This is a genomic window from Agrobacterium sp. FDAARGOS_525 (assembly GCF_003938925.1).
GTDB classification, from domain to species: Bacteria; Pseudomonadota; Alphaproteobacteria; order Rhizobiales; family Rhizobiaceae; genus Agrobacterium; species Agrobacterium pusense.
Genome location: NZ_RKIU01000003.1, coordinates 2463345 through 2489169 on the forward strand (window position 1 = coordinate 2463345; position 25825 = coordinate 2489169).

General features: G+C 58.8%; 25 protein-coding genes. 19 read left to right on the top strand and 6 right to left on the bottom strand.

Going from position 1 to position 25825, the window contains the following annotated elements:
• Window positions 1-33 precede the first annotated feature (33 nt).
• A complete protein-coding gene (locus EGT36_RS31025; protein WP_257784220.1) occupies window positions 34-156 on the bottom strand; it encodes a hypothetical protein in 123 nt (40 codons plus the stop codon).
• A 423-nt stretch (window positions 157-579) separates the two neighbouring features.
• Between EGT36_RS31025 and cckA the strand changes: the two genes are divergently transcribed.
• The 6 genes from cckA to EGT36_RS13485 all read left to right on the top strand — a co-directional run bounded on the left by cckA (window position 580) and on the right by EGT36_RS13485 (window position 8598).
• Complete coding sequence (gene cckA / locus EGT36_RS13460) at window positions 580-3168, top strand: cell cycle histidine kinase CckA (protein ID WP_006697576.1); 2589 nt, start codon at window positions 580-582, stop codon at window positions 3166-3168.
• A gap of 284 nt (window positions 3169-3452) precedes the next feature.
• Window positions 3453-3809 (top strand): ATP-dependent Clp protease adapter ClpS, encoded by a 357-nt coding sequence (clpS, locus tag EGT36_RS13465; RefSeq protein ID WP_003502541.1) that lies wholly within the window; start codon window positions 3453-3455, stop codon window positions 3807-3809.
• A gap of 10 nt (window positions 3810-3819) precedes the next feature.
• The gene (clpA, locus tag EGT36_RS13470) at window positions 3820-6327 is read left to right on the top strand and encodes an ATP-dependent Clp protease ATP-binding subunit ClpA (RefSeq protein ID WP_004441518.1); all 2508 of its coding nucleotides are present in this window, start codon (window positions 3820-3822) and stop codon (window positions 6325-6327) included.
• Window positions 6328-6492: 165 nt separating this feature from the next.
• Window positions 6493-7251, top strand: coding sequence for an AzlC family ABC transporter permease (locus tag EGT36_RS13475; RefSeq protein WP_037089120.1), 759 nt, complete (start codon window positions 6493-6495; stop codon window positions 7249-7251).
• A complete protein-coding gene (locus EGT36_RS13480) occupies window positions 7248-7592 on the top strand; it encodes an AzlD domain-containing protein (protein WP_006697573.1) in 345 nt (114 codons plus the stop codon). The genes EGT36_RS13475 and EGT36_RS13480 overlap by 4 nt, the downstream gene beginning before the upstream one ends.
• Before the next feature lie 55 nt (window positions 7593-7647).
• The gene (locus EGT36_RS13485) at window positions 7648-8598 is read left to right on the top strand and encodes a phosphatase PAP2 family protein (protein WP_037089122.1); all 951 of its coding nucleotides are present in this window, start codon (window positions 7648-7650) and stop codon (window positions 8596-8598) included.
• Here the strand turns inward: EGT36_RS13485 and EGT36_RS13490 are convergent.
• Window positions 8582-9460 carry a LysR family transcriptional regulator gene (locus EGT36_RS13490; RefSeq protein WP_037089124.1) on the bottom strand — a complete coding sequence of 293 codons (879 nt, stop codon included), beginning with the start codon at window positions 9458-9460 and terminating at the stop codon, window positions 8582-8584. The genes EGT36_RS13485 and EGT36_RS13490 overlap by 17 nt on opposite strands.
• 109 nt (window positions 9461-9569) lie before the next feature.
• Here EGT36_RS13490 and EGT36_RS13495 point away from each other — a divergent pair, with 109 nt between their 5' ends.
• Window positions 9570-10505 (top strand): urea carboxylase-associated family protein, encoded by a 936-nt coding sequence (locus EGT36_RS13495; RefSeq protein ID WP_234882043.1) that lies wholly within the window; start codon window positions 9570-9572, stop codon window positions 10503-10505.
• Between the two features lie 100 nt (window positions 10506-10605).
• Here the strand turns inward: EGT36_RS13495 and EGT36_RS13500 are convergent, their stop codons facing one another.
• The 4 genes from EGT36_RS13500 to EGT36_RS13515 are packed head-to-tail and all read right to left on the bottom strand — an operon-like array spanning window position 10606 to window position 13457.
• Window positions 10606-11037, bottom strand: coding sequence for an HIT family protein (locus EGT36_RS13500; protein ID WP_037089126.1), 432 nt, complete (start codon window positions 11035-11037; stop codon window positions 10606-10608).
• A 22-nt stretch (window positions 11038-11059) separates the two neighbouring features.
• Window positions 11060-12253, bottom strand: a complete 1194-nt coding sequence (locus tag EGT36_RS13505; protein WP_022556084.1) for a GNAT family N-acetyltransferase — start codon at window positions 12251-12253, stop codon at window positions 11060-11062.
• Window positions 12250-12990, bottom strand: a complete 741-nt coding sequence (locus tag EGT36_RS13510; RefSeq protein ID WP_037089128.1) for a glycerophosphodiester phosphodiesterase — start codon at window positions 12988-12990, stop codon at window positions 12250-12252. Before EGT36_RS13510 ends, EGT36_RS13505 begins: the two co-directional genes overlap by 4 nt.
• The gene (locus tag EGT36_RS13515) at window positions 12987-13457 is read right to left on the bottom strand and encodes a RidA family protein (RefSeq protein ID WP_004441543.1); all 471 of its coding nucleotides are present in this window, start codon (window positions 13455-13457) and stop codon (window positions 12987-12989) included. Before EGT36_RS13515 ends, EGT36_RS13510 begins: the two co-directional genes overlap by 4 nt.
• A 116-nt stretch (window positions 13458-13573) precedes the next feature.
• Between EGT36_RS13515 and EGT36_RS13520 the strand changes: the two genes are divergently transcribed.
• The 12 genes from EGT36_RS13520 (at window position 13574) to lpxA (ending at window position 25822) form a co-directional block, all read left to right on the top strand.
• Window positions 13574-14416, top strand: a complete 843-nt coding sequence (locus EGT36_RS13520) for a cell envelope integrity EipB family protein (RefSeq protein WP_004441545.1) — start codon at window positions 13574-13576, stop codon at window positions 14414-14416.
• Window positions 14417-14608: 192 nt separating this feature from the next.
• Window positions 14609-15376, top strand: a complete 768-nt coding sequence (gene rpsB, locus EGT36_RS13525; RefSeq protein WP_125270464.1) for a 30S ribosomal protein S2 — start codon at window positions 14609-14611, stop codon at window positions 15374-15376.
• A gap of 357 nt (window positions 15377-15733) precedes the next feature.
• Entirely contained in the window at window positions 15734-16660 is a 927-nt protein-coding gene (gene tsf / locus EGT36_RS13530; protein WP_004441554.1) for a translation elongation factor Ts, read from the top strand.
• A 97-nt stretch (window positions 16661-16757) separates the two neighbouring features.
• Window positions 16758-17480, top strand: a complete 723-nt coding sequence (gene pyrH / locus EGT36_RS13535) for a UMP kinase (RefSeq protein WP_003502561.1) — start codon at window positions 16758-16760, stop codon at window positions 17478-17480.
• A gap of 61 nt (window positions 17481-17541) precedes the next feature.
• Window positions 17542-18099 (top strand): ribosome recycling factor, encoded by a 558-nt coding sequence (gene frr / locus EGT36_RS13540; RefSeq protein WP_125270465.1) that lies wholly within the window; start codon window positions 17542-17544, stop codon window positions 18097-18099.
• Window positions 18100-18161: 62 nt separating this feature from the next.
• Window positions 18162-18905: an isoprenyl transferase gene (locus tag EGT36_RS13545; RefSeq protein ID WP_004441561.1), complete on the top strand. Its 744-nt coding sequence runs from the start codon at window positions 18162-18164 to the stop codon at window positions 18903-18905.
• Complete coding sequence (locus EGT36_RS13550) at window positions 18905-19738, top strand: phosphatidate cytidylyltransferase (protein WP_004441563.1); 834 nt, start codon at window positions 18905-18907, stop codon at window positions 19736-19738. Before EGT36_RS13545 ends, EGT36_RS13550 begins: the two co-directional genes overlap by 1 nt.
• 49 nt (window positions 19739-19787) lie before the next feature.
• Window positions 19788-20909, top strand: a complete 1122-nt coding sequence (gene rseP / locus EGT36_RS13555) for an RIP metalloprotease RseP (protein ID WP_172965657.1) — start codon at window positions 19788-19790, stop codon at window positions 20907-20909.
• 199 nt (window positions 20910-21108) lie between these two features.
• Window positions 21109-23433 carry an outer membrane protein assembly factor BamA gene (gene bamA / locus EGT36_RS13560; protein WP_125270467.1) on the top strand — a complete coding sequence of 775 codons (2325 nt, stop codon included), beginning with the start codon at window positions 21109-21111 and terminating at the stop codon, window positions 23431-23433.
• A 49-nt stretch (window positions 23434-23482) separates the two neighbouring features.
• Entirely contained in the window at window positions 23483-24550 is a 1068-nt protein-coding gene (lpxD, locus tag EGT36_RS13565; protein ID WP_006697565.1) for a UDP-3-O-(3-hydroxymyristoyl)glucosamine N-acyltransferase, read from the top strand.
• On the top strand, window positions 24543-25010 hold the full coding sequence (gene fabZ / locus EGT36_RS13570) for a 3-hydroxyacyl-ACP dehydratase FabZ (RefSeq protein WP_125270468.1): 468 nt from the start codon (window positions 24543-24545) through the stop codon (window positions 25008-25010). Before lpxD ends, fabZ begins: the two co-directional genes overlap by 8 nt.
• The gene (gene lpxA / locus EGT36_RS13575; RefSeq protein ID WP_037089135.1) at window positions 25007-25822 is read left to right on the top strand and encodes an acyl-ACP--UDP-N-acetylglucosamine O-acyltransferase; all 816 of its coding nucleotides are present in this window, start codon (window positions 25007-25009) and stop codon (window positions 25820-25822) included. The genes fabZ and lpxA overlap by 4 nt, the downstream gene beginning before the upstream one ends.
• Window positions 25823-25825: the final 3 nt, after the last annotated feature.

The window sequence follows — 25825 nt, forward strand, 5'->3', positions numbered from 1 at the left end:
AGACGATTTTTTTAGGCGCAACACAAGGTTTATTCATTTCAGCACGGGCATCGCCTTATCGATGGCAACGGCGCCACCAAAGCGCCACATCTCGTCCTTCAATGCCGGGGGAGAGCGAAAGTTGCAATTCTTCGAATAGAAGGTAGCGCTTGCCATGTTTCGATCCCGTCTCGTCGGACCCGTACTGAGGCGCTGCACTACCGCCCTGTTGATTTCCTGTTCGGCAGCGGCGGATGATAAGGCGCCAGGCAAGGTTTTCACGATGGATGAGTTCGTTCGGGACAACCCATCGTGTGTGGACTTTACCGATGGATGTTCGGTCTGCACCGTCAGTGACGGCAGAATTGAGTGCTCCGCGCCGCGGATCCAATGCCAGGTGAGGGAACTCACCTGCACGCGCCATTAGTCTTTTGAGGCTGATATGCGGCTTTGAAGCCGTTTTCGCTGTGCGTTTTAAGCCTTTGTGTCGCTGCGGAGCTTTTTGAGGGTCGAGCGAGTTGCTACAAGAAATTCTGCTGCCCGATTCCGTCTGGAGTGCGGGACTGTTCGAATGACGACCTGCACGACTGCGAGGCCAAGATGACACGGGTGCGCGAGACAAGCGACAACGACCTTCCGCTGGTGGACAGGCGTGCCCGTTCCGGCACGGTGTTGCGCATTCTGCTGCTGGCGCTGGTGCTGATCGCCGCTGCCGCCGCCTTTGTCTATTTCAAGGATTCTCTCGAAAACGAAATCGTGCTCGGCATTCTTGGTGTGCTGGCCATGATGGGCATTTTCTTTCTGGTGTCGTCGATCATCGGTTTCATTGAGGTCATGCCGCAATCGCAATCGGATGGGCTTGCACGCCGGTTTCTCTCTGCCCACCCCGATGGTACGCTGATAACAGATGCCAAGGGGCATATGGTTTATGCCAACGCCACCTATTGCAGGATGAGCGGCACCACCAAGGCGAGCGATATCCAGAGTCTTGAAACATTGCTGTCGCGCAGCCGGGAAGCGACGGAGGCTCTTTACCGTCTCATCAACATGCTGCGCGAAGGCCGCGACGGCTACGAAGAATTTCGCCTGCTGAAACCGCTGGGCGAGGATTCCAATGCGGGGCCACACTGGTACAGGCTGAAGGGCAGGGTGCTGAAGGATTCGGGCGGCGAGGGGCTGCATGTCTTCCAGATTGCCGATATCACGCCAGAGCGCGAAGATCAGGAGCGCTTTTTCCGCGAATTGCAGAATGCCATCGATTACCTCGACCACGCGCCGGCCGGTTTCTTTTCCGCCGGTCGCAAGGGTGAGATCGTTTATCTGAACGCCACTCTGTCGGAATGGCTCGGCATCGATCTCGCACAGTTTTCGCCAGGCTCGATGACGGTCTCGGACATCGTCGCCGGCGAGGGTATGGCGCTGATCGAATCCGTCCAGCCCCAGGGTTCAGCAAAGCGCACCGAAATCCTCGATCTCGACATGCGCCGGGTGAATGGCCAGAGCATGCCGGCCCGCCTCGTCCACCAGGTCACCGCAAAGGACGGCGCGCCGGGTGAGAGCCGTACCATCGTCCTGATGCGGCCCAAGGGGCAGGAGGATACCGAATCTTCCTCCGCCATGCGCTTCACGCGCTTTTTCAACAATACGCCGATGGCGATTGCCTCGCTTGACGGCGATGGACGCATCCTGCGCATCAATGCGCCTTTCCTCAAGCTGTTCTCCGGCGTTGTCGGGCGCGACGATATTGATCGCGGCGTGGCACTCGAGACAGTCCTTCACGACAATGAAAAGCCGCGCCTTGAACAGGCGCTCGCCGAGGCCAAGGACCGTCAGGGCGATATCGCGCCCTTCGATTCCCGCCATCCGAGCGACGAGACGAGGCATTTCCGTTTCTACGTCAATGCCGTCATCGACCAGGACGACGAGGCGCCGGAGGAGGTGGCAATCGTCTATGCCATAGAGGTGACAGAGCAGAAGGCGCTCGAAACCCAGATGGCGCAGACGCAGAAGATGAACGCGGTGGGCACGCTCGCAGGCGGCATCGCCCACGATTTCAACAACGTGTTGACCGCCATCCTGCTGTCGTCCGACCATCTGCTCTTGCAGGCGCGTCCGGCCGATCCGAGCTTCGCCGATCTGATGGAGATCAAGCGAAACGCCAACCGCGCCGCCGTACTGGTGCGCCAGCTTCTGGCATTCTCGCGCAAGCAGACCATGCGCCCGGCAATCCTCAACCTGACGGATGTGATCGGCGATCTGCGCATGCTGGTGGACAGGTTGATTTCCGGCACCAATGTCAAGCTGGAGGTCGATTATGGCCGGGACCTGTGGCCGGTGAAAACAGACCTGTCGCAGTTCGAGCAGGTGCTCATCAATCTCTGCGTCAATGCACGCGACGCCATGCCCGATGGCGGCAAGATCACCATCAGGACACGCAACGTCGACGCAGAAGAGATCGCCGCGCTCGGCCGTCCCGAATTCCCGGCCGAAGACATGGTGATGGTGGAAGTTGCCGATAACGGCACGGGCATCCCGCCGGAGATCATGGACAAGATTTTCGAACCGTTCTTCACCACCAAGGAAGTGGGCAAGGGCACGGGCCTCGGGCTGTCGATGGTCTACGGCATCGTCAAACAGTCCGGCGGCTATATTTATCCCGAATCGGAAGTGGGCAAGGGAACGGCCTTCCGCATCTACCTTCCGCGCCACGTGGTGGAGGCGGTTCCCGGCACTGGACAGCAGCCAGGCGAGGCGGCGCTTGCGCCGGTCGCCGCGGCCGAGCCGGTGAAGGAGGAGCCGCTGGACCTCACAGGCAAATCCGCCGTCGTGCTGCTGGTGGAAGACGAAGAGGCGGTGCGGCGTGGCGGCAAGCGCATGCTGGAAACGCGCGGCTACACCGTGCACGAGGCAGGCTCCGGCACAGAGGCGCTGGAGGTGATGGAGGAACTGGAAGGCAAAGTGGATATCGTCGTTTCCGACGTCGTGATGCCTGAGATGGACGGCCCGTCGCTGCTGAGAGAGCTGCGCAAGTCCTATCCAGACCTGAAATTCATCTTCGTTTCAGGTTATGCCGAGGATGCCTTCGCGAAAAACCTGCCGGCTGATGCCAAGTTCGGTTTCCTGCCCAAACCCTTCTCGTTGAAGCAGCTTGCCATCGCCGTGCGGGAAATGCTCGACGACAAGGAGTGAGACCGGCGCCTTCGAACCGAATTCGGCGGTGCCGTCGCCTGTCGCAGCCGTCCGCATTTGGCGCGAAGGCGCGCCCATGCGGGCGAGGTATGTCTTCTCGGACTTCGGTTACCTGTCATATCCCGCACTTTTCGCGAGGTTTGCCTCTTCGCAAACGCAATAGTGATTGCACCGTCGCGCAAGGGGCTTAAAATCGCTTCTTAACGACCTAAATATGAAGAGGCGAAGTTCTCCCTCCTGGCAATCAGCTGTCGGTTTGAGAACAGTTTGGAGAATGATGAAAGATGATCGCTAAGCCGATCTACATGCAGGGCGAGGGCGAAGGGGAAGACGGGGGCGGTACCAACCGTGGAACGTCTGTTATCACCCGCGTTAAGCCGAAGACGAAAAGACCGAATTTGTACCGTGTTCTTTTACTGAATGACGACTACACTCCCATGGAATTCGTCATTCACATTCTGGAACGGTTTTTCCAGAAAGATCGTGAAGCGGCAACCCGCATCATGCTGCACGTGCACCAGCACGGCGTAGGCGAATGCGGGGTGTTTACATATGAGGTCGCAGAGACGAAAGTAAGCCAGGTCATGGATTTCGCCCGACAGCACCAGCATCCGCTGCAGTGCGTCATGGAAAAGAAATGAGGATCGCAACGTGCCAACTTTTTCCCCGAGTCTCGAGAAGGCGCTGCACCAGGCACTGACCTTTGCAAATGAGCGTCACCACGAATATGCGACGCTCGAACATCTCCTTCTGGCGCTGATCGACGACGCGGATGCCGCAGCCGTCATGGGCGCCTGCAACGTCGATCTCGATGCCCTTCGCAAGACTGTCAGCGATTACGTCGACAATGAACTGACCAACCTCGTCACCGGTTACGACGAGGATTCCAAACCCACATCCGGCTTCCAGCGCGTCATTCAGCGCGCCGTGATCCATGTTCAGTCATCCGGCCGCGAGGAAGTGACCGGCGCAAACGTGCTTGTGGCGATTTTCGCCGAGCGCGAGAGCCATGCTGCCTATTTCCTGCAGGAACAGGAAATGACCCGTTACGATGCGGTCAACTACATCTCTCACGGTATCGGCAAGCGCCCCGGCACGTCCCAGACGCGCACGCCGCGTGGCGCTGACGAACCGGAAAGCGAAAACAAGCCGAACCGCAGCAATCCCGAGGAGGACGGATCGTCCGCCAAGAAGCAGCAGGATGCGTTGAAGGCCTATTGCGTCAACCTCAATGAAAAGGCGAAAAACGGTAAGATCGACCCGTTGATCGGCCGTCACGACGAGGTCAACCGCACCATCCAGATCCTCTGCCGCCGCTCCAAGAACAACCCGCTTTATGTGGGTGATCCGGGCGTCGGCAAGACGGCGATCGCTGAAGGGCTTGCCAAGCGTATCGTCGAAGGCAAGGTGCCGGAGGCGCTCGCCAATGACACGATCTTTTCGCTCGACATGGGCACGCTGCTGGCGGGCACCCGTTATCGCGGTGATTTCGAAGAGCGTCTGAAGCAGGTCGTCAAGGAACTCGAAGAGTACCCGGGCGCGGTCCTGTTCATCGATGAAATCCACACCGTCATCGGTGCGGGCGCGACCTCCGGCGGCGCGATGGATGCGTCTAACCTGCTGAAGCCTGCGCTTTCGTCGGGTGCAATCCGCTGCATCGGTTCGACCACCTACAAGGAATATCGCCAGTTCTTCGAGAAAGATCGTGCGCTCGTGCGTCGTTTCCAGAAAATCGATGTCAACGAGCCGTCGATCGATGATGCGATTGCGATCATGAAGGGCCTGAAGCCCTATTTCGAGGATTACCATCACCTCAGATATTCCAATGAGGCGATCAAGGCTGCTGTCGAGCTGTCGGCCCGCTATATCTCGGACCGCAAGCTGCCGGACAAGGCGATCGACGTGATCGACGAGACCGGTGCAGCGCAGATGCTGCTGCCTGTTTCCAAGCGCCGCAAGCTGATCACGGAACGGGAAATCGAGGCGACCATCGCGACGATGGCCCGTATTCCCGCGAAGACGGTGTCCAAGGATGACGAGATGGTTCTCGCCAACCTCGAGAAGGAACTGCGCTCCGTCGTTTATGGGCAGGACATCGCCATCGAGGCGCTTGCCACGGCCATCAAGCTGGCGCGTGCCGGTCTGCGCGAACCGAACAAGCCGATCGGCTCCTATGTCTTCTCCGGCCCGACAGGGGTGGGCAAGACGGAAGTGGCCAAGCAGCTCGCCGCCTCGCTCGGCGTCGAGATGCTGCGCTTCGATATGTCGGAGTACATGGAACGTCATACCGTGTCGCGCCTGCTTGGTGCGCCTCCCGGCTATGTCGGCTTCGACCAGGGCGGTCTTCTGACCGATGGCGTCGATCAGCATCCGCATTCCGTGGTGCTGCTGGACGAAATCGAAAAGGCGCATCCTGACATCTACAACATCCTGTTGCAGGTGATGGACCACGGCTCGCTGACCGACCATAACGGCAAGAAAATCGACTTCCGCAACGTCATCCTCATCATGACGACCAATGCGGGCGCTTCCGAAATGGCGAAATCCGCCATCGGTTTCGGTTCTTCGCGCCGCACTGGTGAAGATGAAGAGGCGATCAACCGCCTGTTCACGCCGGAGTTCCGCAACCGTCTGGACGCGATCATTCCGTTCTCGCCGCTCCCGACCGCCGTTATCCACAAGGTCGTGCAGAAGTTCGTCATGCAGTTGGAAACCCAGCTCTCCGAGCGCAACGTCACCTTCGATCTGCATGAAGATGCGATCTCCTGGCTGGCGGAGAAGGGTTACGACGAGAAGATGGGCGCCCGTCCTCTGTCTCGTGTGATCCAGGAGAACATCAAGAAGCCGCTCGCCAATGAAATTCTCTTTGGCAAGCTGAAAAAGGGCGGCGTCGTCAGTGTCACCGTCGGCAAGAAGGATGACGGTGCCGATGGCCTCATACTCGAGGTTCTGCCGGAGACCGCACCCGTCAAACCGCAGCCGGAAGCCGAACTCAAGGCGGCGAAGTCCCCCGGCAAGGCAAAGGCGAAAACATCTTCCAAGGCTGCTAAAGCGAAGGAAGAGGCGGATGTCCTCGTCGCCGAAGCTGACAAGTCCGACGATGCCGAAAAGCCGCGGCGCAAGGCCAACGCCGTACCGAAGGTACCGAAGAAGAAGTGACCGCGGTCTTTGATCGATAAACAGATGCCGGGCGAAAGCCCGGCATTTTTATGCATGAAGCGTGCCGCTCTTTAATGGAATCGGCGGCAAGTCTTCATTTCTCCGTCTGTATGACGTTGCCGCGATGCCACGGCATTTCAGACGACATGCACGAGTGGGTTCGCAATGCAAAATGCCGATAGCGACACCATCCCATTGCGCGGCTGGTTTTTCAGGGGAATGCGGGGCATATTCTCGCTGCCGTCCCTTATTCTCATGACATCCTTCGTCGGTTTCAGCGCTTTTGCACTGGAATCGGGCGTAGCCCGCGGTGAAGCCGTGTTCATGACGCTGTTCATCTGGGCATTGCCCGCCAAGATGATCCTGATCGGCTCCATGGTCGGCGGCGCCAATCTTGCCGCCTGTTTTCTGGTGGTGACATTGTCATCGGTACGTATGATGCCGATGGTGGCCTCCATCGTTCCCGAAATGCGCGGCGCGAAGACGCCGACCTGGATTTTGCTGTTCCTTTCGCATTTCGTTGCGATTACGGCGTGGGTCTTTGCAACACAGAACCTTTCAAAGGTGCCGCGGGAGGCCCGCGCCGCCTGGTTTGCCGGGTTTGGCATCACGCTCACCGTCGTCAATGCCATCATCGTTGGCTTGTGTTACGGTGTCGTCGCCGCGTTTCCGCCGCTGGTTGCTGGTGTCCTGTTCTTCCTGACGCCGGTTTATTTCATCGCGTCCATATGGGCTTCGGCGCGCCACTCCGTCGTCAAGGTCGCCTTTGTCATCGGCGTCATCGCCGGTCCGGCCTTTGCGGTCCTCGCACCCGAATTCGACATCCTTTATGCCGGTATCGGTGGAGGCACGGTGGCTTATGCAATCGATCGCCTCATATTCCGCCGCAGGATGAAACCGGCCTCACCGAAGAGTGAACCATGATGAGCGACCATTGGTGGGCACCCTATCTCTTCATCGCAATCGCAGGCTGGCTGGCGACCGATCTCTGGCGCTGGCTCGGCGTTCTCGCCGGTAACCGGTTGAAAGAGGATTCCGAGGCGCTTTATTGGGTGAGGGCGGTTGCCACGTCACTCGTCATGGCGGTCACCGCGAAGCTGATCGTGTTTCCGACCGGAACGCTTGAGTCCTCGCCGGTGTGGCTGCGTATCGGTGCGGCAGTACTCGGCTTTATTGCCTTTCTGGCCGCCGGCCAACGCGTCATCGTCGGCGTCGCGGTGCCGATCGTGCTCCTGGCAGGCGGACTTTTCGCGCTGGGTTTCTAACCTAGTATTAAAACTCCCTGTTTAGACTGCGCGATCAAAACAGGGATCCAGCGCCATGCGATTATTTGCAGCGGAACGTTTCGTCGTTGGCTTTATCGCTTTATTATTTGTCGTTGATGCAGCCTTGATTGCAGCAAGGGGCATCAGCGTGGATTATGCCGGGTACTTCCTGTGTGTATTCGCGGGTGCCGGCGTCTTTCTTCTTGGTCAATTCTATCGCAGAAGCGGGCGCGATTACCGTATAGCTGCCGCCCTCATGTCGGGAGGGCTTTTTATCCTCTTCACGCTCGCGGCCTCCATCTTCAACTATATGTTCCTGCCAATTGCGTTCCCGACGATCGATAATGCGCTCTTCGCTGTGGACGCGGCATTTGGCTATAGTTGGAAGGACATTGTCATCTGGGCGGCAACGCATCCGTGGATCGGGACAATCCTGTTCTTCGTTTATGCGACATCACTTCCCCAGCTTCTATTGATTGTCCTCACTCTGGGCTTTACGGGCAAGAACCGGGTGCTGCATCATTTCCTCGTCACCGGGGTGCTGGGCGCTTTTGCGAGCATTGTTTTCTGGATATTTTTCCCGACATTCGGACCATCTGCCTATATGGAGCTGCCCCAATGGGTCTCCCAGGCAATTCCTCTGGCGGTGGGCAATGAGTATGGGCAGGAACTGAACCGTCTTGCGACGCAGGGCGTTGGCTACCTTTCCCCTAAAAGCGTCCTGGGACTTATCGGTTTTCCGTCGTTCCACATCTTCATGGCGGCAATGTCTGTCTGGTTCGCACCAAGGCACTGGTGGGCGATGCTCGTCATACTGCCGCTTAACCTGTTGATGCTGCCGGCCGTCCTCGTGCAGGGCGGGCATCACCTCTCGGATGTTTTTGGCGGTCTCGTCGCTTTTGCCATCATCTGCGCCTTCTCGGGCCGGTTGCTCCAATGGTTGTCGGCAAAAGAGCGCATGGAAAGGACGGCCGAGGCGGCCGGTCAGGTCATGGTGGCGAAATAGTCGCCCCGGCTTCGCGTGCTTCTGCCAACAGCCAGTTCGCCAGAAGCCTCGCCGATGTACTCATTTCCGCCGTTTCCACCAGCCAGTAATATTTGTCCTTGTCGGCGGCGCGCTCGAAGAGAACGGTCAGTTCGCCTTTCGCAATCTCGTCGCGCAGAAGTTCTGTCGGACAGAGACCGACGCCCTGGCCGGCCTTCAGCGCTGTTACGAGAAGATTGAAATCCGCGAAAATCGGGCCGGTGCTATGCGGCGGGACCGTGCCGGCGGCGGCAAACCAGGTCCGCCAGGCCATTTCGCTATCGTCATGCAGCAATTCCGCCTGCAACAGGCTGGCAACCGCGCTGAATGGACCGAATTGGGCGGCGTAACCGGGAGCGCAGGTGGGGCGTGTCTCGGCGCTGAAAAGCGCCACGGCATTTGGCCCGGCAGACACGCCATGCTCTATGATGAGATCGGCCGGCACGGCCTGCCTGGCGCCGAGATAGCTGATGGACACTTGAATATCGGGATGCATCGCCCGGAAACGCGGAAGCCGCGGCGTCAGAAAATGCGCAATGACTGAAGGCAGGCTGGCGAGACGGACCGTGATGCGATCGCGACGGCCGCGAATGCGTTCTGCGCCGGAAGCGATCTGCCTGAGGCTTGAGGAAACCGTGCCGCCGAAATCCTTCCCGGCTGGCGTCAGCGTCACGCCCCTGGCATGCCGTTCGAAGAGTGCAACACCAAGCCATGCCTCGAGATTGCGTATATGCTGGCTGACGGCGGTCGCCGTCATGCCGAGTTCAAGGGCGGCCAGGGCAAAACTGCCTTTCCTGGCGGCCGCCTCGAAGGCGCGGAGAGTGGTGAGCGGAGGCAACATCATGAGAAACAAGGGTAAGTAAAACTTGGTCTGAGCGCAAGAAGAACCCATCTTGTCACCCGGGCATTCGTACCGCAATTTCCCTCCGACATTACATTGCTCAGAGGATTTCATGCCCCTAACGCCTGTTGCCGAACCCGAAGACGCCGCCGCGCGCCGCGCCATTTCGCCTGTCGTCGTTTACCCGAACGGCACACTTGAGACTCCCGACCTTGCGCTTTTGGAAAAAGCACGCGGGAGCATGGAAAAGATCGATGAGGTTATCGTGCCGCCGCGTGACGGCCGAACCTTCAACGTTCCGAAGGGCCATTTTTTCCGCATCGTCAGTATCGAAGGCCCGCAGGTGGGGGATTTGAACCTCTGGAATGCGCATGATCTGAATGAACGGTTTTTCAGCGGCAAGACCCGCGCGCTGCATGCCACCCATGTTTCTGTCGGCAACCGGTTGTGGAGCAACCTGCCATCCCTTCGGCCGATGGCGACCATCACCCATGACACGCTGTCATGGTATGGCTGGGACGAGGACGGCGGCGGTGTGCATGACGTGATCGGCACGCGCTGCGATCCCTACACGAACAAGCTGCTCAGCGGCGGCGATTATCATCACTGTTGCCACTCCAACCTCACGAACGCGCTTGCTTCCGCCAAAGGCCTTTCGTTCCGGCAAGCGGAGCCGCATGTTCATGATGTGTTGAACGTCTTCATGTGCACGGGGTTCACCCGCGACACCCACCAGTATTTCATGAAGGCAAGTCCGGTGCGTCCGGGCGATTATCTCGAGTTCTTTGCGGAAATTGATCTCATCGGCGCGCTGTCCGCCTGCCCGGGAGGCGATTGCGGCGCCACGCATTCCAGCGATACGGCGGCCTGTTATCCGCTGCAGGTAGAGATTTACCGGCCGGATCCGACGATGCTTGAAGGCTGGCCATGGCCGGAGAGGAATGCCTATCGCCCTCCGGCGTCACTGCAAACAATATTGCCGCCGTGTGCGTTCCCGAACGGGCCAGAGGATGATGCCGCGTGCAGCCAGGGCGCTTCTGCGCCTTAAAGCTAGCGCGATCGAGAACCTGATCGCGCCAGCCGAGGGATCGGGTCTGTGACAACGGCGTGCGGAGGCCGCGACAAACGCGCGGGTGTCTTGGCGCCCGTCAGGAGGCGAGCGCCGCCTTTATCTTCTCTGCGTGAGCCTTCAGCACGTCACTATCGGCCATCACGCCCGAGTGCGGCTTCAGCGGCTCGCCTTCCTTGCGCGGAATGACGTGGAAATGCAGGTGGAACACGGTCTGGCCAGCCGCCGGTTCGTTGAACTGGGCGATGAAAACGCCGTCCGCATCGAAGGCTTCCTTTGCCGCGACTGCGAGTTTTTGCACCACCGGAATGGTTTTCGCCAGCACTTCGGGATCGGCGTCGAGCAGGTTGCGGGAGCCGGTCTTGGGAACGACGAGCAGATGGCCCGGGGCCTGCGGCATCACATCCATGAAGGCCAGGGTATGCTCGTCCTCGTAAAGCTTATGGCTCGGAATTTCGCCGCGCAGGATTTTTGCGAAGATATTGTTGTCGTCATAGGCGCTGGCCGTCATTCTGCTCTCTCCGTATGTCGGACTATGCGTCCGGTTCCTGTCTTTCGCCCTTGCGGAAAGGCGTGTGTTCATCAAGGTAATCGCCGATATGCTCGACCTCTTCGCGCTCCCGCTGAAGATAATCGGCAATGGCGCGGCGCAGGCCCGGGTGGACGATGAAATGCGCCGAATGGGTGGTGACCGGCACGTAGCCGCGCGCCAGCTTGTGTTCGCCCTGCGCACCGGCTTCTACTCGTTTCAAACCCTTGGACAGCGCGAAATCGATCGCCTGATGGTAGCAGACCTCGAAATGCAGAAAAGGATGATCCTCGATGCAGCCCCAGTGCCGGCCGTAAAGCGCGTCCGAGCCGATAAAGTTGATCGCACCGGCAATATAGCGCCCCTCGCGTTTCGCCATGACCAGCAGCACGTCATCGGCCATTCGCTCGCCGATCAGCGAATAAAATTCCCGGGTCAGATAGGGCCGGCCCCATTTACGGCTGCCGGTATCCATGTAGAAGGCGAAAAACTGGTCCCAGATGTCCTCCGTCAGGTCGGAACCCGTCAGCCAGTCGATCTCGATGCCGTGTTCCAGCGCTGATCGGCGCTCCTTCTTGAGCCCCTTGCGCTTGCGTGATGACAGCGCATCGAGGAAATCGTTGTGATCGCGATAACCGTCATTGATGAAATGGAATTGCTGGTCCGTACGATGCAGGAAATCGCCTGGCAGAAGAGCGGATAGGTCATCCTCTTCCAGAAACGTGACGTGAGCCGAGGAAACGCCGATCTTCTCGGTCACTTGTGCGAGACCGGAAGCAAGCAGCGGCTTGAATCGTCCGACATCTTCGCCGTTGGCAACCAGCAGCCGCGGGCCCGTCGCCGGGGTAAAGGGCACCGAGCATTGCAATTTCGGATAATAATGCCCGCCAGCCCGCTCGAAGGCATCTGCCCAGCCGTGATCGAAGACGTATTCGCCCTTGCTGTGGTTTTTCAGGTAGGCAGGAACGGCGCCAATAAGGGTGCCTGCAGCGTTTTCCAGCAGCAGGTGGTGCCCCAGCCAGCCAGTCTTGGCGGTGGCCGAGCCGGAGTCTTCCATGGAAGACAGGAATTCATGCGATATGAACGGGTTGTAAGATTTTCCTGATGCATCGCGCGATGTTCCGGAAAGCCGTTTCCAGCTCTCCGGATCGATGTCCGCGAAGGACTGCGCAATGCTGATGGAATAATCTTCTGTCATGCCGTGGTGGACGGGTTCTCTCTCGGGTCGAAACCTTCGAATGTCATCTGGTCCGCATATTTATAGGTCGTCTCGCGCGCATTTTCATCCCTGACCGTCCAGGTAATCACCGGAAGCCCGAGTTTTCTTTGCGCTTCAATGAAGCTGTTGGGCAGGTGACCCCAATGATAGGAGATGAAATCGAGCCCCAGCTGCATGGCGTCGTCATGTCTGAAGAAGTCCTCCGGCCTATCGCCTTCGGCCGTCAGCCCGAGCGGCCAGGGCGAGCCGGCAGCCTTCAGGTCCTTCAGCAGATGGTGGTCGAAGCTCATCAGCGCCACGTGGCCGTTATAGCCCTCGAGGTCTTCCAGCACCGCTTCGGCAAAGCCGTCATCGACGCCTTCGCCCTCGCGGCCCTTCAGCTCAATAACCAGCGGCACCTTGCCGGCCACGAGAGCCAGAAGCTGCTTGAGGCTCGGAACGCGATCCTTGGTTTGGCCGATGGAAAGCATTGCCAGTTCCGCCGAGGTGCGTTCACGCACATCGCCCTTGATGCCGGTCAGCCTTTCCAGATCGTGATCATGGAAAACCACCGGCACACTGTCTGCCGCTAGCTGAACGTCGCATTCGATCGCAAAACCGGCCTCGACGGCGCGGGAAAAGGCGGAGAGCGTGTTTTCCCAGACCGCCTTGTTGAGATCATGATAACCGCGATGGGCGACGGGCTGGGCCGTCAGCCAGGAAAGTTTCAGTGTCATACGTCGATTTCCACGATGGCGTCGATTTCGACCGATGCATTGAAGGGCAGGGCGGCCATGCCGACGGCGGCGCGGGCATGTTTGCCGGCTTCGCCCAGAACATTGGCGATGAGGTTCGATGCACCGTTGATGACGAGATGTTGCTCAACGAACTCGGGAACGGAAGCCACAAAGCCGTTCAGCTTGATGACACGGCGGACTTTCGACAGATCGCCATTCAAGGCGGCCTTGACCTGTGCGAGAATGTTCACGGCGCAAAGTTCGGCTGCGCGCTGGGCGCCTGCCACGTCGACATCGCGGCCAACGAGGCCCGTCACCGCAATCTTGCCCGATTCCATCGGCAGTTGACCCGATACATAAAGCAGATTGCCGCTGATGGTGAACGGAACGTAGTTTGCGGCTGGTGCTGCCGCAACAGGAAGCGTAAAGCCTAGTTCCTTGAGGCGGCCTTCGATGACGTCCGACATTTTCGTCTCCGGTTTTGTTGTAAATCCTTCAAGAATCCGGCATTCAGAAGATGTTGATCCAAAAGCCGGGCGGTTGCTTGTACAATATGAGCGGCGAGTCCAACAGGAGATATTGCATGTTTGTCAGGACGCTTGGTTTCGTTGCCGCAACAGGGCTTATGACCGGCCTGTCGAACGCCGCCAGCGCCTTGCCCGTAGCGGTTCCCGATCTCATTGCACATCGCGCCGTCTACGACCTCGAACTCAAGGATGCGTCCGATCGCTCCGGCATCGAAGGCATGACTGGTCGCATGGTCTATGAGTTCACCGGCTCCGCCTGCCAGGGTTACAAGACGGATTTCCGTTTCGTAACGCAGATCAACACGGGCGATGCCGTGCGGATGACGGATCAGCAGACCACGACGTTCGAAGACATTGCCGCCAAGAAATTCACCTTCGAGACCAAGTCCTACACCGATGACAAGCTGGACAAGGAAGTGCAGGGGGCGGCAACCGACAGCAGCGATGGCGTGAAGGTCGACCTGACCCGTCCGGATGCCCGCCAGGTCAGTCTGGTCGCAAGTGAATTCCCGACACAACACATGTTTCAGGTCATCGAGCACGCGAAGCAGGGAAAGCGCATTTTCGAATCCCGTATTTTCGACGGGTCGGATGATGGTGATGAAAGCCTGATCACCTCGACGCTGGTCGGCAAGGCGCAGACACCGAAGGACGGGGACGCGGATGCCGGCAAGGCGGGCGATTTCGCCAAGGCCGCCTTCTGGCCGGTGACCATCGCCTATTACAACGACAAGACCGGCACCGACGCTTTGCCGATCTACCGCATGTCGTTCAAGCTTTATGAAAACGGAATCACCCGCGATCTCACCATGGATTACGGTGATTTCGTTCTGACGGGAAAGCTTGCGAAGCTTGATATTCTCAAGCCCGAAACCTGCGAAAACAAGCCCGTGCGCTGAAACGGGGCCATTTGCGCGGTTTTTTCGCATAATCGCTTGCATTTTTAAGCGGGCGACTGTATGCGGCTCACCATTCCACACGCGAAGCTTGGGATGTTCCGGGAGAAATCCGGTCCGTTCCGCCCGGTGGTGTCGATGAAAATCGGCGCTGTTCGCTTCGCGGGGGTTAAACCGGAAAAGGAGTAACAAGGCATGGCATTGCCCGATTTTTCTATGCGCCAGCTTCTGGAAGCTGGTGTTCACTTCGGCCACCAGACGCACCGCTGGAACCCGAAGATGAAGCCGTACATCTTCGGCGACCGTAACAACATCCACATCATCGACCTGGCTCAGACCGTTCCGATGCTGTCGCGCGCCCTTCAGGTCGTGTCCGACACCGTTGCCCGTGGCGGCCGCGTTCTGTTCGTTGGCACCAAGCGCCAGGCGTCCGAAATCATCGCCGACAGCGCAAAGCGTTCGGCCCAGTACTACGTCAACTCCCGCTGGCTCGGCGGCATGATGACCAACTGGAAGACCATCTCGAACTCGATCCAGCGCCTGCGCAAGGTTGACGAGATCCTGAACTCGGAAGGCTCCGGCTACTCCAAGAAGGAACGTCTGAACCTTGAGCGCGAACGCGAAAAGCTTGAAAAGGCTCTCGGCGGTATCCGCGATATGGGCGGCGTTCCGGACCTGATGTTCATCATCGACACCAACAAGGAAAAGATCGCGATCGAAGAAGCCAAGCGTCTTGGCATTCCGGTCGTTGCGATCATCGACAGCAACTGCGATCCGGATCACATCGACTACCCGATCTCGGGTAACGACGACGCGTCGCGCGCCATCTCGCTTTACTGCGACCTGATCGCACGCGCTGCCATCGACGGTATTGCCCGTCAGCAGGGCGCTTCCGGCCGCGACATCGGCGCTTCTGAAGAAGCTCCGATCGAGCCCGCGCTCGAAGACGAGGCTGGCGCCTGATATAGGCCCTGTCTGGCGGCGATCCCGTATCGCCGTCTCCTCGACCAGGATATGACAAGGCCGTCAAAGACCTTCAATGGGTTGACGGCCTTGTTCGTTTCTAACCGCTCCGCCACGGTTTCTGGAAACCATAGGCGTCCGAGGTGGTTGGAACGGCAGGCAGTCTTCATAACGCTGTCACACTAGAGCGGCACCCATCATTTCGATGTTTGGCGACGCCGCAGCACTTGGGAATGCGCATGCCCCTTGTCGGAACCTCAGGGTTTCAAAGGGTGTGCGGCCGGGTACAGTCATCACCCAGAACTTCGGCACGGCAAATTCCGCCGGCTGACCGATCGAACCGATAAGAGGCACACAATGACCGAAATCACAGCCGCAATGGTGAAGGAACTGCGCGAAAAGTCTGGCGCAGGCATGATGGACTGCAAGAAGGCTCTTGCTGAAACCAATGGCGACATGGAAGCGGCGATCGACTGGCTGCGCGCCAAGGGCATCGCGAAGGCCGACAAGAAGTCCGGCCGCACGGCTGCCGAAGGTCTGGTCGGCGTTGCCACCATGGGTCACAAGGCTGTCGTTGTCGAGCTGAACTCGGAAACCGACTTCGTTGCCCGTAACGACGCTTTCCAGGACCTCATCCGCGGCATCGCTCAGGTTGCTCTCTCCACCGATGGCACCGTTGACGCTGTTTCCGCTGCCACCTATCCGGCAACCGGCAAGTCCGTTTCCGACAGCATCAAGGACGCGATCGCAACGATCGGCGAGAACATGACGCTGCGTCGTTCCGCTGCGCTGGAAGTGCCGCACGGCGTTGTCGCGACCTACATCCACAACGCTGCCGGCGACGGCATCGGCAAGCTCGGCGTTCTCGTTGCCCTGAAGTCGGAAGGCGACAAGGCAGTTCTCAACTCTATCGGCCGCCAGGTTGCCATGCACATCGCTGCAACCAACCCGCTCGCCATCCGTGCTGAAGAAGTCGACGCTGCCGTTGCTGAGCGCGAGCGCAACGTCTTCATCGAACAGGCCCGCGAATCCGGCAAGCCGGAAGCCATCATCGAAAAGATGGTTGATGGCCGCATGCGCAAGTTCTTCGAAGAAGTCGCTCTTCTGTCGCAGGCTTTCGTCATCAACCCAGACCTGACCGTCGGCGCTGCCGTCAAGGAAGCCGAGAAGGAAGCTGGCGCTTCCATCGAAGTTACCGGCATGGTTCGCCTGCTGCTCGGCGAAGGCGTCGAAAAGGAAGAAAGCGATTTCGCAGCTGAAGTCGCAGCCGTCGCCAAGGGCTGATTATATTTACCCAATCTTGGGAAAACCGGAGGGCATCGCGTGACAACGCGGTGCCCTTCGTGTATCCGCGTTTCGGTTACATTTCCGAGGAGTCATGATGTCTTCCAAGCCGATCTACAAACGCGTTCTTCTCAAGGCTTCCGGCGAAGCCCTCATGGGTGATCAGGGTTTCGGTATCGATGTGGCGGTGGCCGACCGCATTGCCTCCGATATCGCCGAGGCAAGGGCGATGGGCGTTGAAGTCGGCGTTGTCGTCGGCGGCGGCAATATCTTTCGCGGCGTGGCCGTGGCATCCAAGGGCGGCGACCGCGTCACCGGCGACCATATGGGCATGCTGGCAACCGTCATCAACGCGCTGGCCCTTGCCACCTCGCTCCGCAAGCTCAGCATCGACACTGTCGTTCTTTCGGCAATCGCCATGCCCGAGATCTGTGAGAGCTTCTCTCAGCGTGCCGCCCTTCATCATCTGGCCCAGGGCCGCGTGGTGATTTTCGCCGGCGGTACGGGCAACCCGTTCTTCACCACCGATTCCGCTGCTGCACTGCGCGCCGCCGAAATGGGCGCAGAGGCGATCTTCAAGGGAACCCAGGTGGACGGCATCTATTCCGCTGACCCAAAGAAGGACCCGACGGCAACCCGCTTTGACGAGCTGACCCATAGCGAAGTGCTCGGCAAGGGGCTCGCGGTCATGGATATCGCCGCTGTCGCCCTTGCCCGCGAAAACCACATCCCGATCATTGTTTTCTCGATCCATGAGAAGGGCGGTTTTGCACAGATATTGACCGGCGGCGGCCGCAAGACCATCGTACACGACAAATAATCCAAAACGATGCCGCCCCTGGGGCGAATACGGCCGCTGGCCGACAAGATGGAGTATCAAGATGAGTGGTGTTGACCTCAACGATATCAAGCGCCGTATGGATGGCGCCATCAATGCGTTTAAGAGCGATATCGCGTCGCTGCGCACCGGCCGCGCGTCGGCCAACATTCTGGACCCAGTGACCGTCGACGCCTACGGTTCGCGTGTGCCGCTCAACCAGGTGGCCAACATCACCGTTCCCGAGCCGCGCATTCTCGGCGTCAACATCTGGGACAAGTCGATGGTCAACGCTGTCGACCGCGCCATCCGCGAATCCAACCTCGGCCTCAACCCGATCGTTGACGGCCAGAACCTCAGAATTCCGCTGCCTGAACTCAATGAAGAGCGCCGCAAGTCGCTCGTCAAGGTCGCCCATGACTATGCTGAAAAATCCAAGGTGGCGATTCGCCATGTCCGTCGTGATGGCATGGACGGTCTGAAAAAAGCCGAAAAGGATGGCGACATCGGTCAGGACGAAAGCCGTGGCCAGTCGGAAAAGGTGCAGAAAATGACCGACGACACGATTTCGGAAATTGACCGCTTGCTTGCCGAGAAGGAAAAGGAAATCATGCAGGTCTGATATCGCCTGCGATAGACCTGTCTTTTCCGTTTAATTCCGCGCTGCCCTGTTACTGGATCGATATGCCGACGACGACACGTTCCTCCATACCCGAGCACGTCGCCATCATCATGGATGGCAACGGCCGCTGGGCAAAGCAGCGCGGCCTCCCGCGCGTGATGGGGCATCGCCGCGGTGTGGAGGCCGTGCGCGAGACCGTGCGCGCGGCCGGTGACTGCGGCATACGCTATCTCACCCTCTTCGCCTTCTCGTCGGAAAACTGGCGCAGGCCCGAATCCGAGGTAAGCGACCTGATGGGGCTTTTGAAGGCTTTCATCCGCCGCGACCTTGCCGAACTGCACCGCGAGAACGTCCGCGTGCGGATCATCGGTGACCGGCAGGGGCTGAAGAACGATATTCGCTCGCTTCTGGAAGAGGCTGAGCAGATGACGGCCGACAACACCAAGCTGACGCTGGTGATCGCCTTCAATTACGGCAGCCGTGACGAGATCGCTCGCGCGACGGCGTCAATCGCCCTTGATGTTGCCGCAGGCAGGCTAGACGCCGCTTCCATCACCCCCGAGATGATTTCGGCCCGGCTCGACACCTCGGGCATTCCTGATCCTGACCTGATCATCCGCACCAGCGGCGAGGAACGCCTGTCGAACTTCCTGCTCTGGCAGGCGGCCTATTCCGAGTTCCTGTTCATTCCGGAATATTGGCCGGACTTCGACCGGCAGCTCTTCTTCTCCGCAATCGAGCAATATGCAACGCGTGACCGCCGCTTCGGTGCACTCACCGAGCAGGTTGCCGTGGCAGGCGCCTGATGAGCCGAGAACTCAGACTGCGGATTGTTTCCGCGATCGTCATGGCCGCGGTCATTCTGGCCGCAACCTGGTATGGCGGCATTCTGTTCCGCATCGTTGCGGGCCTTCTGGCGATTCTCATCTATTATGAGTGGTCGACGATTACCCGGATGTCGGAAAGCAATCCGACCGGCAACGCCTGGGGTTGGTTTTCCGTCGCCGTCATTGCCGGCAACACGATTTTCGGCGAATCCTCGCTCGACCTGCCGCTTTTGTCAGGCTTCACGCTGACAGCGGCGCTGTTTCCGGTATTGCGCGGCAAAAACTGGTGGCTGGTGGGCGGCATTTTTTATGCGGGTCTGAGCGGTATATCACTGGCGGCCATCCGCGGTGACGAACTGACGGGCTTTGTATCCATCCTGTTCATTTTCGCCGTTGTCTGGTCAACGGATATTCTTGCCTATTTCGTCGGTCGCGCCATCGGCGGGCCGAAGCTGGCGCCTTCTATTTCGCCCGGAAAGACGTGGTCCGGCGCGATTGGCGGGGCGGCGGCGGCCGTGATCGGCGGCGCGGCAGTCTCCATGGCCTATCACGGACGCATCAGCTTTCTGGTGCTGGGGCTTGCGCTCCTTCTTTCCGTGTTCAGCCAGATCGGCGATCTCTTCGAATCCTTCGTGAAACGGCGTTTCCAGGTCAAGGATTCAAGCCATCTCATTCCTGGCCATGGTGGCTTCATGGACCGTGTTGACGGTCTTGTTTTCGCCTGCTTTACGGTATTCCTCATAGCTTTCGTGCACGCGGCGGCAACCGGCGATGTGCCCGGGTCGGGCGGCGGTCTGCTGCCGGGTTTCTAAGCGGCACGAAAGGTCACGACATGAAGGGCAGATTGTCATGAACACAGTAATGGCGGCGACCGGCTTTTTGACCGGCTATATCGTGCCCTTCATCCTGGTGCTTTCCCTTCTCGTTTTTGTTCACGAGATGGGGCATTATCTCGTCGGTCGCTGGTGCGGCATCCGTTCCACGGCATTCTCCGTCGGCTTCGGCCCCGAGCTGCTCGGTTTCACCGACAAGCGCGGGACGAGATGGAAGATCTCAGCCATACCACTGGGCGGCTACGTGAAATTCTTCGGCGATGAAGACGCGGCGAGCAAGCCGGACAGCTCGGGCCTGTCCCATATGACGCTGGAGGAGAGGGCGCAGACGCTTTCCGGTGCAAAACTGTGGAAAAGGGCGGCGACCGTCGCTGCGGGCCCGATCGCAAACTTCATCCTCGCGATTGTCATCTTCGCAGTACTCTTCGGCATTTACGGCCGGATGATCGCCGATCCCGTTGTTGCAGAGGTGCGTGAAAACAGTGCCGCCGCCGCTGCGGGCGTGCGCCCCGGCGACCGTCTGGTGGCGATTGACGGCGAAAAAGTGGTGACCTTCGAAGATGTCCGCCGTTATGTCGGCATCCGGCCCGGCACGCCTATCACGGTCACCGTCGAGCGGGGAGGCGAGGAGCTCAAGCTGCCGATGGTGCCGACCCGTACCGAAACTACCGACCAGTTCGGCAACAAGCTGGAAATGGGTATCATCGGCATTGTCACCGACCAGACCAGCGGTAATTTCCGTCACATAGAATATTCACCGTCGCAGGCGCTTCTGGAAGGTGTGCGCGAGACAGGCCACGTCATCACCGGCACATTCAATTATATCGGCAATCTCGTTACCGGCCGCATGAATGCCGATCAGCTCGGCGGCCCGGTCCGCGTCGCGCAGGCTTCTGGCCAGATGGCGACGCTTGGCATTTCCGCCGTGATTCAACTTGCAGCCGTTTTGTCGGTATCGATCGGGCTCCTCAATCTGATGCCCGTCCCGGTTCTGGACGGCGGACATCTCGTGTTCTACGCCATCGAGGCCATCCGCGGCAGGCCGCTGGGAGCGGGCGCGCAGGAGGTTGCGTTCCGCATCGGCATGGCGATGATTTTGGGTCTTATGGTTTTTGCAACATGGAATGATATCAGCAGCTTGATTGGCTGAGGATTGTGTTTTAACGGTTTTGTTAGTCGGTTGTTTACCTTGTTTTTATGCCAAAGTGGCGAATGAGCCACTCTGGAGCACGAAGTAAACAGAATTTAACGTTCGCGCTTGCTTGTAGGGGAAAAGCAGGTAAAACGACGCACATGGCCGGAGTCGGGTTCCGCCCGCTGAGGGACAACGTAAAAAGGTAAGAATTGAAATGAAGGCTGGTTCAAGATTTTTGAACGCTGTGTCGGCGGTTGCTCTGTCTGCCGGTGTTTCTTCGGTTGCGGGCCTTGGTGTGCTTGCCTCTGCTGGCGTTGCACAGGCAGCCGTCATCAGCAGAATCGACGTTCGCGGCGCCGAAAGATCGGGTGCGGATTCGGTTCGTTCCAACATCACCATTGCGCCCGGCAAGAACTTTTCCAATTCGGACATCGATGAATCGGTGAAGCGTCTTTACGCCACCGGTTACTTCTCGAATGTTTCCATGCGCGTTTCGGGCAGCACGCTTGTCGTGACCGTCAGCGAGAACCAGCTCGTTAACCAGGTGGTCTTCAACGGCAACCGCAAGATCAAGGACGACAAGCTCGCCGGCATCGTGCAGACGCAGTCGCTCGGCCCGTTCAATCAGGCCATCGTGACGGCGGATATTGCCCGCATCAAGGAAGCCTATGCCGCTATCGGCCGCAGCGATGTCGAAGTCACCACCCAGACGGTTTCCGTCGGTCAGGGTCGCGTGAACATCGCTTTCGTCATCAATGAAGGTGAGCGTACCAAGATCGGCCGCATCGACTTCGTGGGCAACAATGCCTACAGCGATGGTCGTCTGGCTGCTGTCATCAATACCAAGAAGTCCAACATGCTGTCATTCCTGACGCGTAAGGACGTTTACAACGAGGACAAGCTGCGCGCCGACGAAGAGGCGCTGCGCCAGTTCTATTACAACCGCGGTTACGCCGACTTCCGGGTCGTTGGTTCCGAGGCTGTGCTTGATGAGTCCAAAAACGAATACAACATCACCATCACGGTCGATGAAGGTCAGCGTTACAACTTCGGCAACGTCGCGGTCGAATCGACCGTTCCGGGTGTTGAGGGTTCGGAGCTTCAGGGCCTCGTTGAGACCCGCCAGGGCGCAAGCTACAGCGCCAAGGAAGTTCAGCAGAGCATGGAGGCGATTTCCAAGCGCGTCGCCGGTGAAGGTTATCCTTTCGCCCGTGTAACGCCGCGCGGCGACCGCGACATGTCCGGCAACACCATTGGCGTGACCTACATCGTTGATCAGGGCGAGCGCGCTTACGTCGAGCGTATCGAAATCCGTGGCAACACCCGCACGCGTGACTATGTCATTCGTCGCGAATTCGATATTTCCGAAGGCGATGCGTTCAACCAGACGGTTATCACCGCTGCCAAGCGTCGTCTGGAAGCGCTGGGTTACTTCTCGAAGGTCAATATCTCGACCGCCGGCGGCAGCGCGCCTGACCGCGTCGTGATCGTGGTTGACGTTGAAGATCAGTCGACCGGTTCATTCGGTATCGGCGCCGGTTATTCGCAGAACGACGGTGTTCTGCTCGAAGCCTCCATCGAAGAAAAGAACTTCCTCGGCCGCGGTCAGTATATCCGTCTCGCTGCCGGTGCGGGTGAAGACGATGCGCGTAGCTACACGCTCTCCTTTACCGAGCCTTATTTCCTCGGCTACCGCCTTGCTGCAGGTTTCGACCTGTTCAAGAGCCAGAGCCGCAGCGAAGATTATTACGACTACGACGAGCAGGGCTTCTCGCTGCGCGTGACCGCGCCTATCACCGAGGATCTCTCGACGACGTTCAAGTATACCTACAAGCAGATCAACTACGACGGTGAGGGTGACTGGACTAACCTCAACAATCTCGCCGAACCTTATCAGGATTTGATCCGCGGTGGCGATTGGACGCAGTCCATCATCTCCAACACGCTGAACTACAATACGCTCGACGACCGCAACATGCCGCGTGAAGGCTGGCAGGCTGCTTTGACAAACGAATTTGCCGGTCTGGGTGGCGATTCCGAATATTACAAGATCTATGCCAAGGCGCGTTTCTACTACACCTTGTCGGATGAGTACGACGTCATCGGCTCGCTCACCGGTCAGGCCGGTCACGTGATGCCGACGGGCGACAATCTGCTGGTATTCGATCAGTTCAAGTTCGGCGGACGTCAGGTTCGCGGCTTTAAGAACGATGGTATCGGTCCGCGCATCGGTTCCGACTCCATCGGCGGCACGACCTATTTTGCCGCGTCTGCTGAAGTCACGGCTCCGATGCCTGGCGTTCCCGAGGATTTCGGTCTGCGTCTTGCTGGTTTCGTCGATGCTGGCACGATGTATGGTAACAAGGTTTCCACGTCTCAGACCGTCAAGGATGACAATTCCATCCGCGCATCCGCCGGTATTGGCGTGATGTGGGCGTCGCCCTTCGGTCCGATCCGTGTAGACTACGCGGTTCCGATCGCCAAGGAAGACTACGACGAGGAACAGCGTTTCCGGTTTGGCATGTCCAACACTTTCTGATATCGGCAGTCCAGAACTGCAACTTTGAACGTTCTGGAGTTTCCGGCTAATGGAATACAACGCGTTTTTTCCGCCCCACGAGGGACTGCGATTGAAAGACATCGCAGACCGCTTTGGGGCGGAACTGTCTGATGAGGCGGCGGGAGAGCGGATTGTCAGGTCCGTTTCTCCGGTCTATCGGGCAAAACCCGATCAGCTCTGCTATATCCTTTCGCGCAAGAACCGCGATGAGCTGCAGACCTGCGAAGCCGCCGCGGTCATTTGTGACGCTGCTCTTGTGGACATGCTTCCGTCCGACATCCCCGCGCTGATATCGAAAAATCCACACACGCTGTTTGCCCAGGTTGGTGCCTTGCTGCACCCCTCGGCGATGCGTCCCGGTCCGATCGCGCGGATGGAAAGCGAAATTTCTCATGCTGCGCATGTCGATCCTTCCGCGAAGCTGGAAGCGGGCGTCATTGTCGAGGCGCTCGCAGTGATCGGCGCCGGCGCCCATATCGGTGCTGGTACGCGGATCGGGCCCGGTGTCATCATCGGGCAGGATGTACAGATCGGACGCGATTGCACCATTGCAGGCGGCGCAAGCGTTCTTGCCGCGCTCATCGGTAATAATGTGATTATCCACAATGGTGCGCGCATCGGGCAAGACGGTTTCGGTTATGCCCCCGGTCCACGCGGCATGCTGAAGATCGTCCAGATTGGCCGTGTCATCATCCAGGACAATGTCGAGATCGGCGCGAACACCACGATCGATCGCGGCACCATGGATGACACGGTGATCGGCGAAGGCACCAAGATCGATAATCAGGTCCAGATTGGCCACAACGTTCGCATCGGCCGCCATTGCGGCATCGTCAGCAAGGTCGGCATTGCGGGCAGCACCCGTATCGGCGACGGTGTGATGATTGGTGGTGCGGCAGGCATCAATGGCCATATCAACATTGGCGACGGCGTGCAGATCGCTGCCATGAGCGGTGTTGTGGCGGACGTGCCGGCAGGCGCCCGTTATGGCGGAACGCCTGCGCGACCGATGAAATATTTCCTGCGCGACATGGCCGAAATTCTGGCACGCGCTGAAGGGCGTGATAAAAAAACAGGAGAGAAAAACAATGACTGAAGAAACGAAGACGACGCTCGGCGCGGCTGACATTCTGGAAGTCATGAAGCTTCTGCCGCATCGTTACCCATTCTTGCTGATCGACAAGATCATCGATATTGACGGTAACAATTCGGCGACCGGCATCAAGAACGTGACGGTCAACGAACCGCATTTCACCGGCCACTTCCCGGACCGGCCGATCATGCCGGGTGTTCTGATCGTCGAAGCCATGGCCCAGACGGCAGGTGCAATATGCGCCCGCAGTCAAGGTGAGCGCGGCCATCTGGTCTACTTCATGACAATCGACAACGCCCGTTTCCGCAAACCCGTGATCCCCGGCGATCGTCTGGAAATCCACGTCGTCAAGCAGCGCCAGCGCGGCAATGTCTTCAAATTTCATTGCGAGGCGAAGGTGGATGGTGCGCTGGTGGCGGAGGCTGATGTCGGCGCCATGATGATCCCCGAGGACCAGCAATGAGCACGATTGCCGCCTCGGCCAGAATTCACCCCACCGCCGTGATCGAAGATGGCGCGGTGATCGGTGAAAACGTCGTCATCGGTGCGCTGAGCTACGTCGGCGCGAAAGTCACGCTGCATGATGATGTCCGGCTGCACAATCATGCCGTTGTATCCGGCCTGACGGTCATCGGCCGTGGATCGGTCGTCCACCCCATGGCGGTCATCGGCGGCACGCCGCAGGCGGTTCGCCACGACGGTTCTGAAACCACGCTCGAAATTGGCGAGCGCTGCATCATGCGCGAAGGCGTCACCATGAACGCCGGCAGCTCTGATGGCAGCGGCAAGACGATCGTCGGTAACGACAATCTGTTCCTTGCCAACTCACATGTGGCGCATGATTGCCGCCTTGGCGACCACATCATCCTGTCCAACAATGTGATGCTGGCCGGCCATGTGACGATCGAGGACCGCGCCATTCTCGGCGGCGGCTGCGCTGTTCACCAGTTCACCCGAATTGGCCGTCAGGCCTTCATCGGCGGACTGTCCGCGGTCAATTACGATGTCATTCCCTATGGCATGCTGAATGGCAATCCCGGCATTCTCGGCGGCCTTAATGTCGTTGGCATGACGCGTGCCGGCATTGAGCGCGCAGACATCCACAAGGTCCGGCGCGTCTTCAAGCAGATCTTCGAGGCGGAAGGCACTATCCGCGGCAATGCGGCAGCGATCGACCGCAACGAATATCTGGATTGCCCGCAGGCGCTAGAAATCATCGATTTCATTGGAGTGGACAGCGACCGCGCGATCTCTTCGCCCAACCGGGGCAAGTGAGCC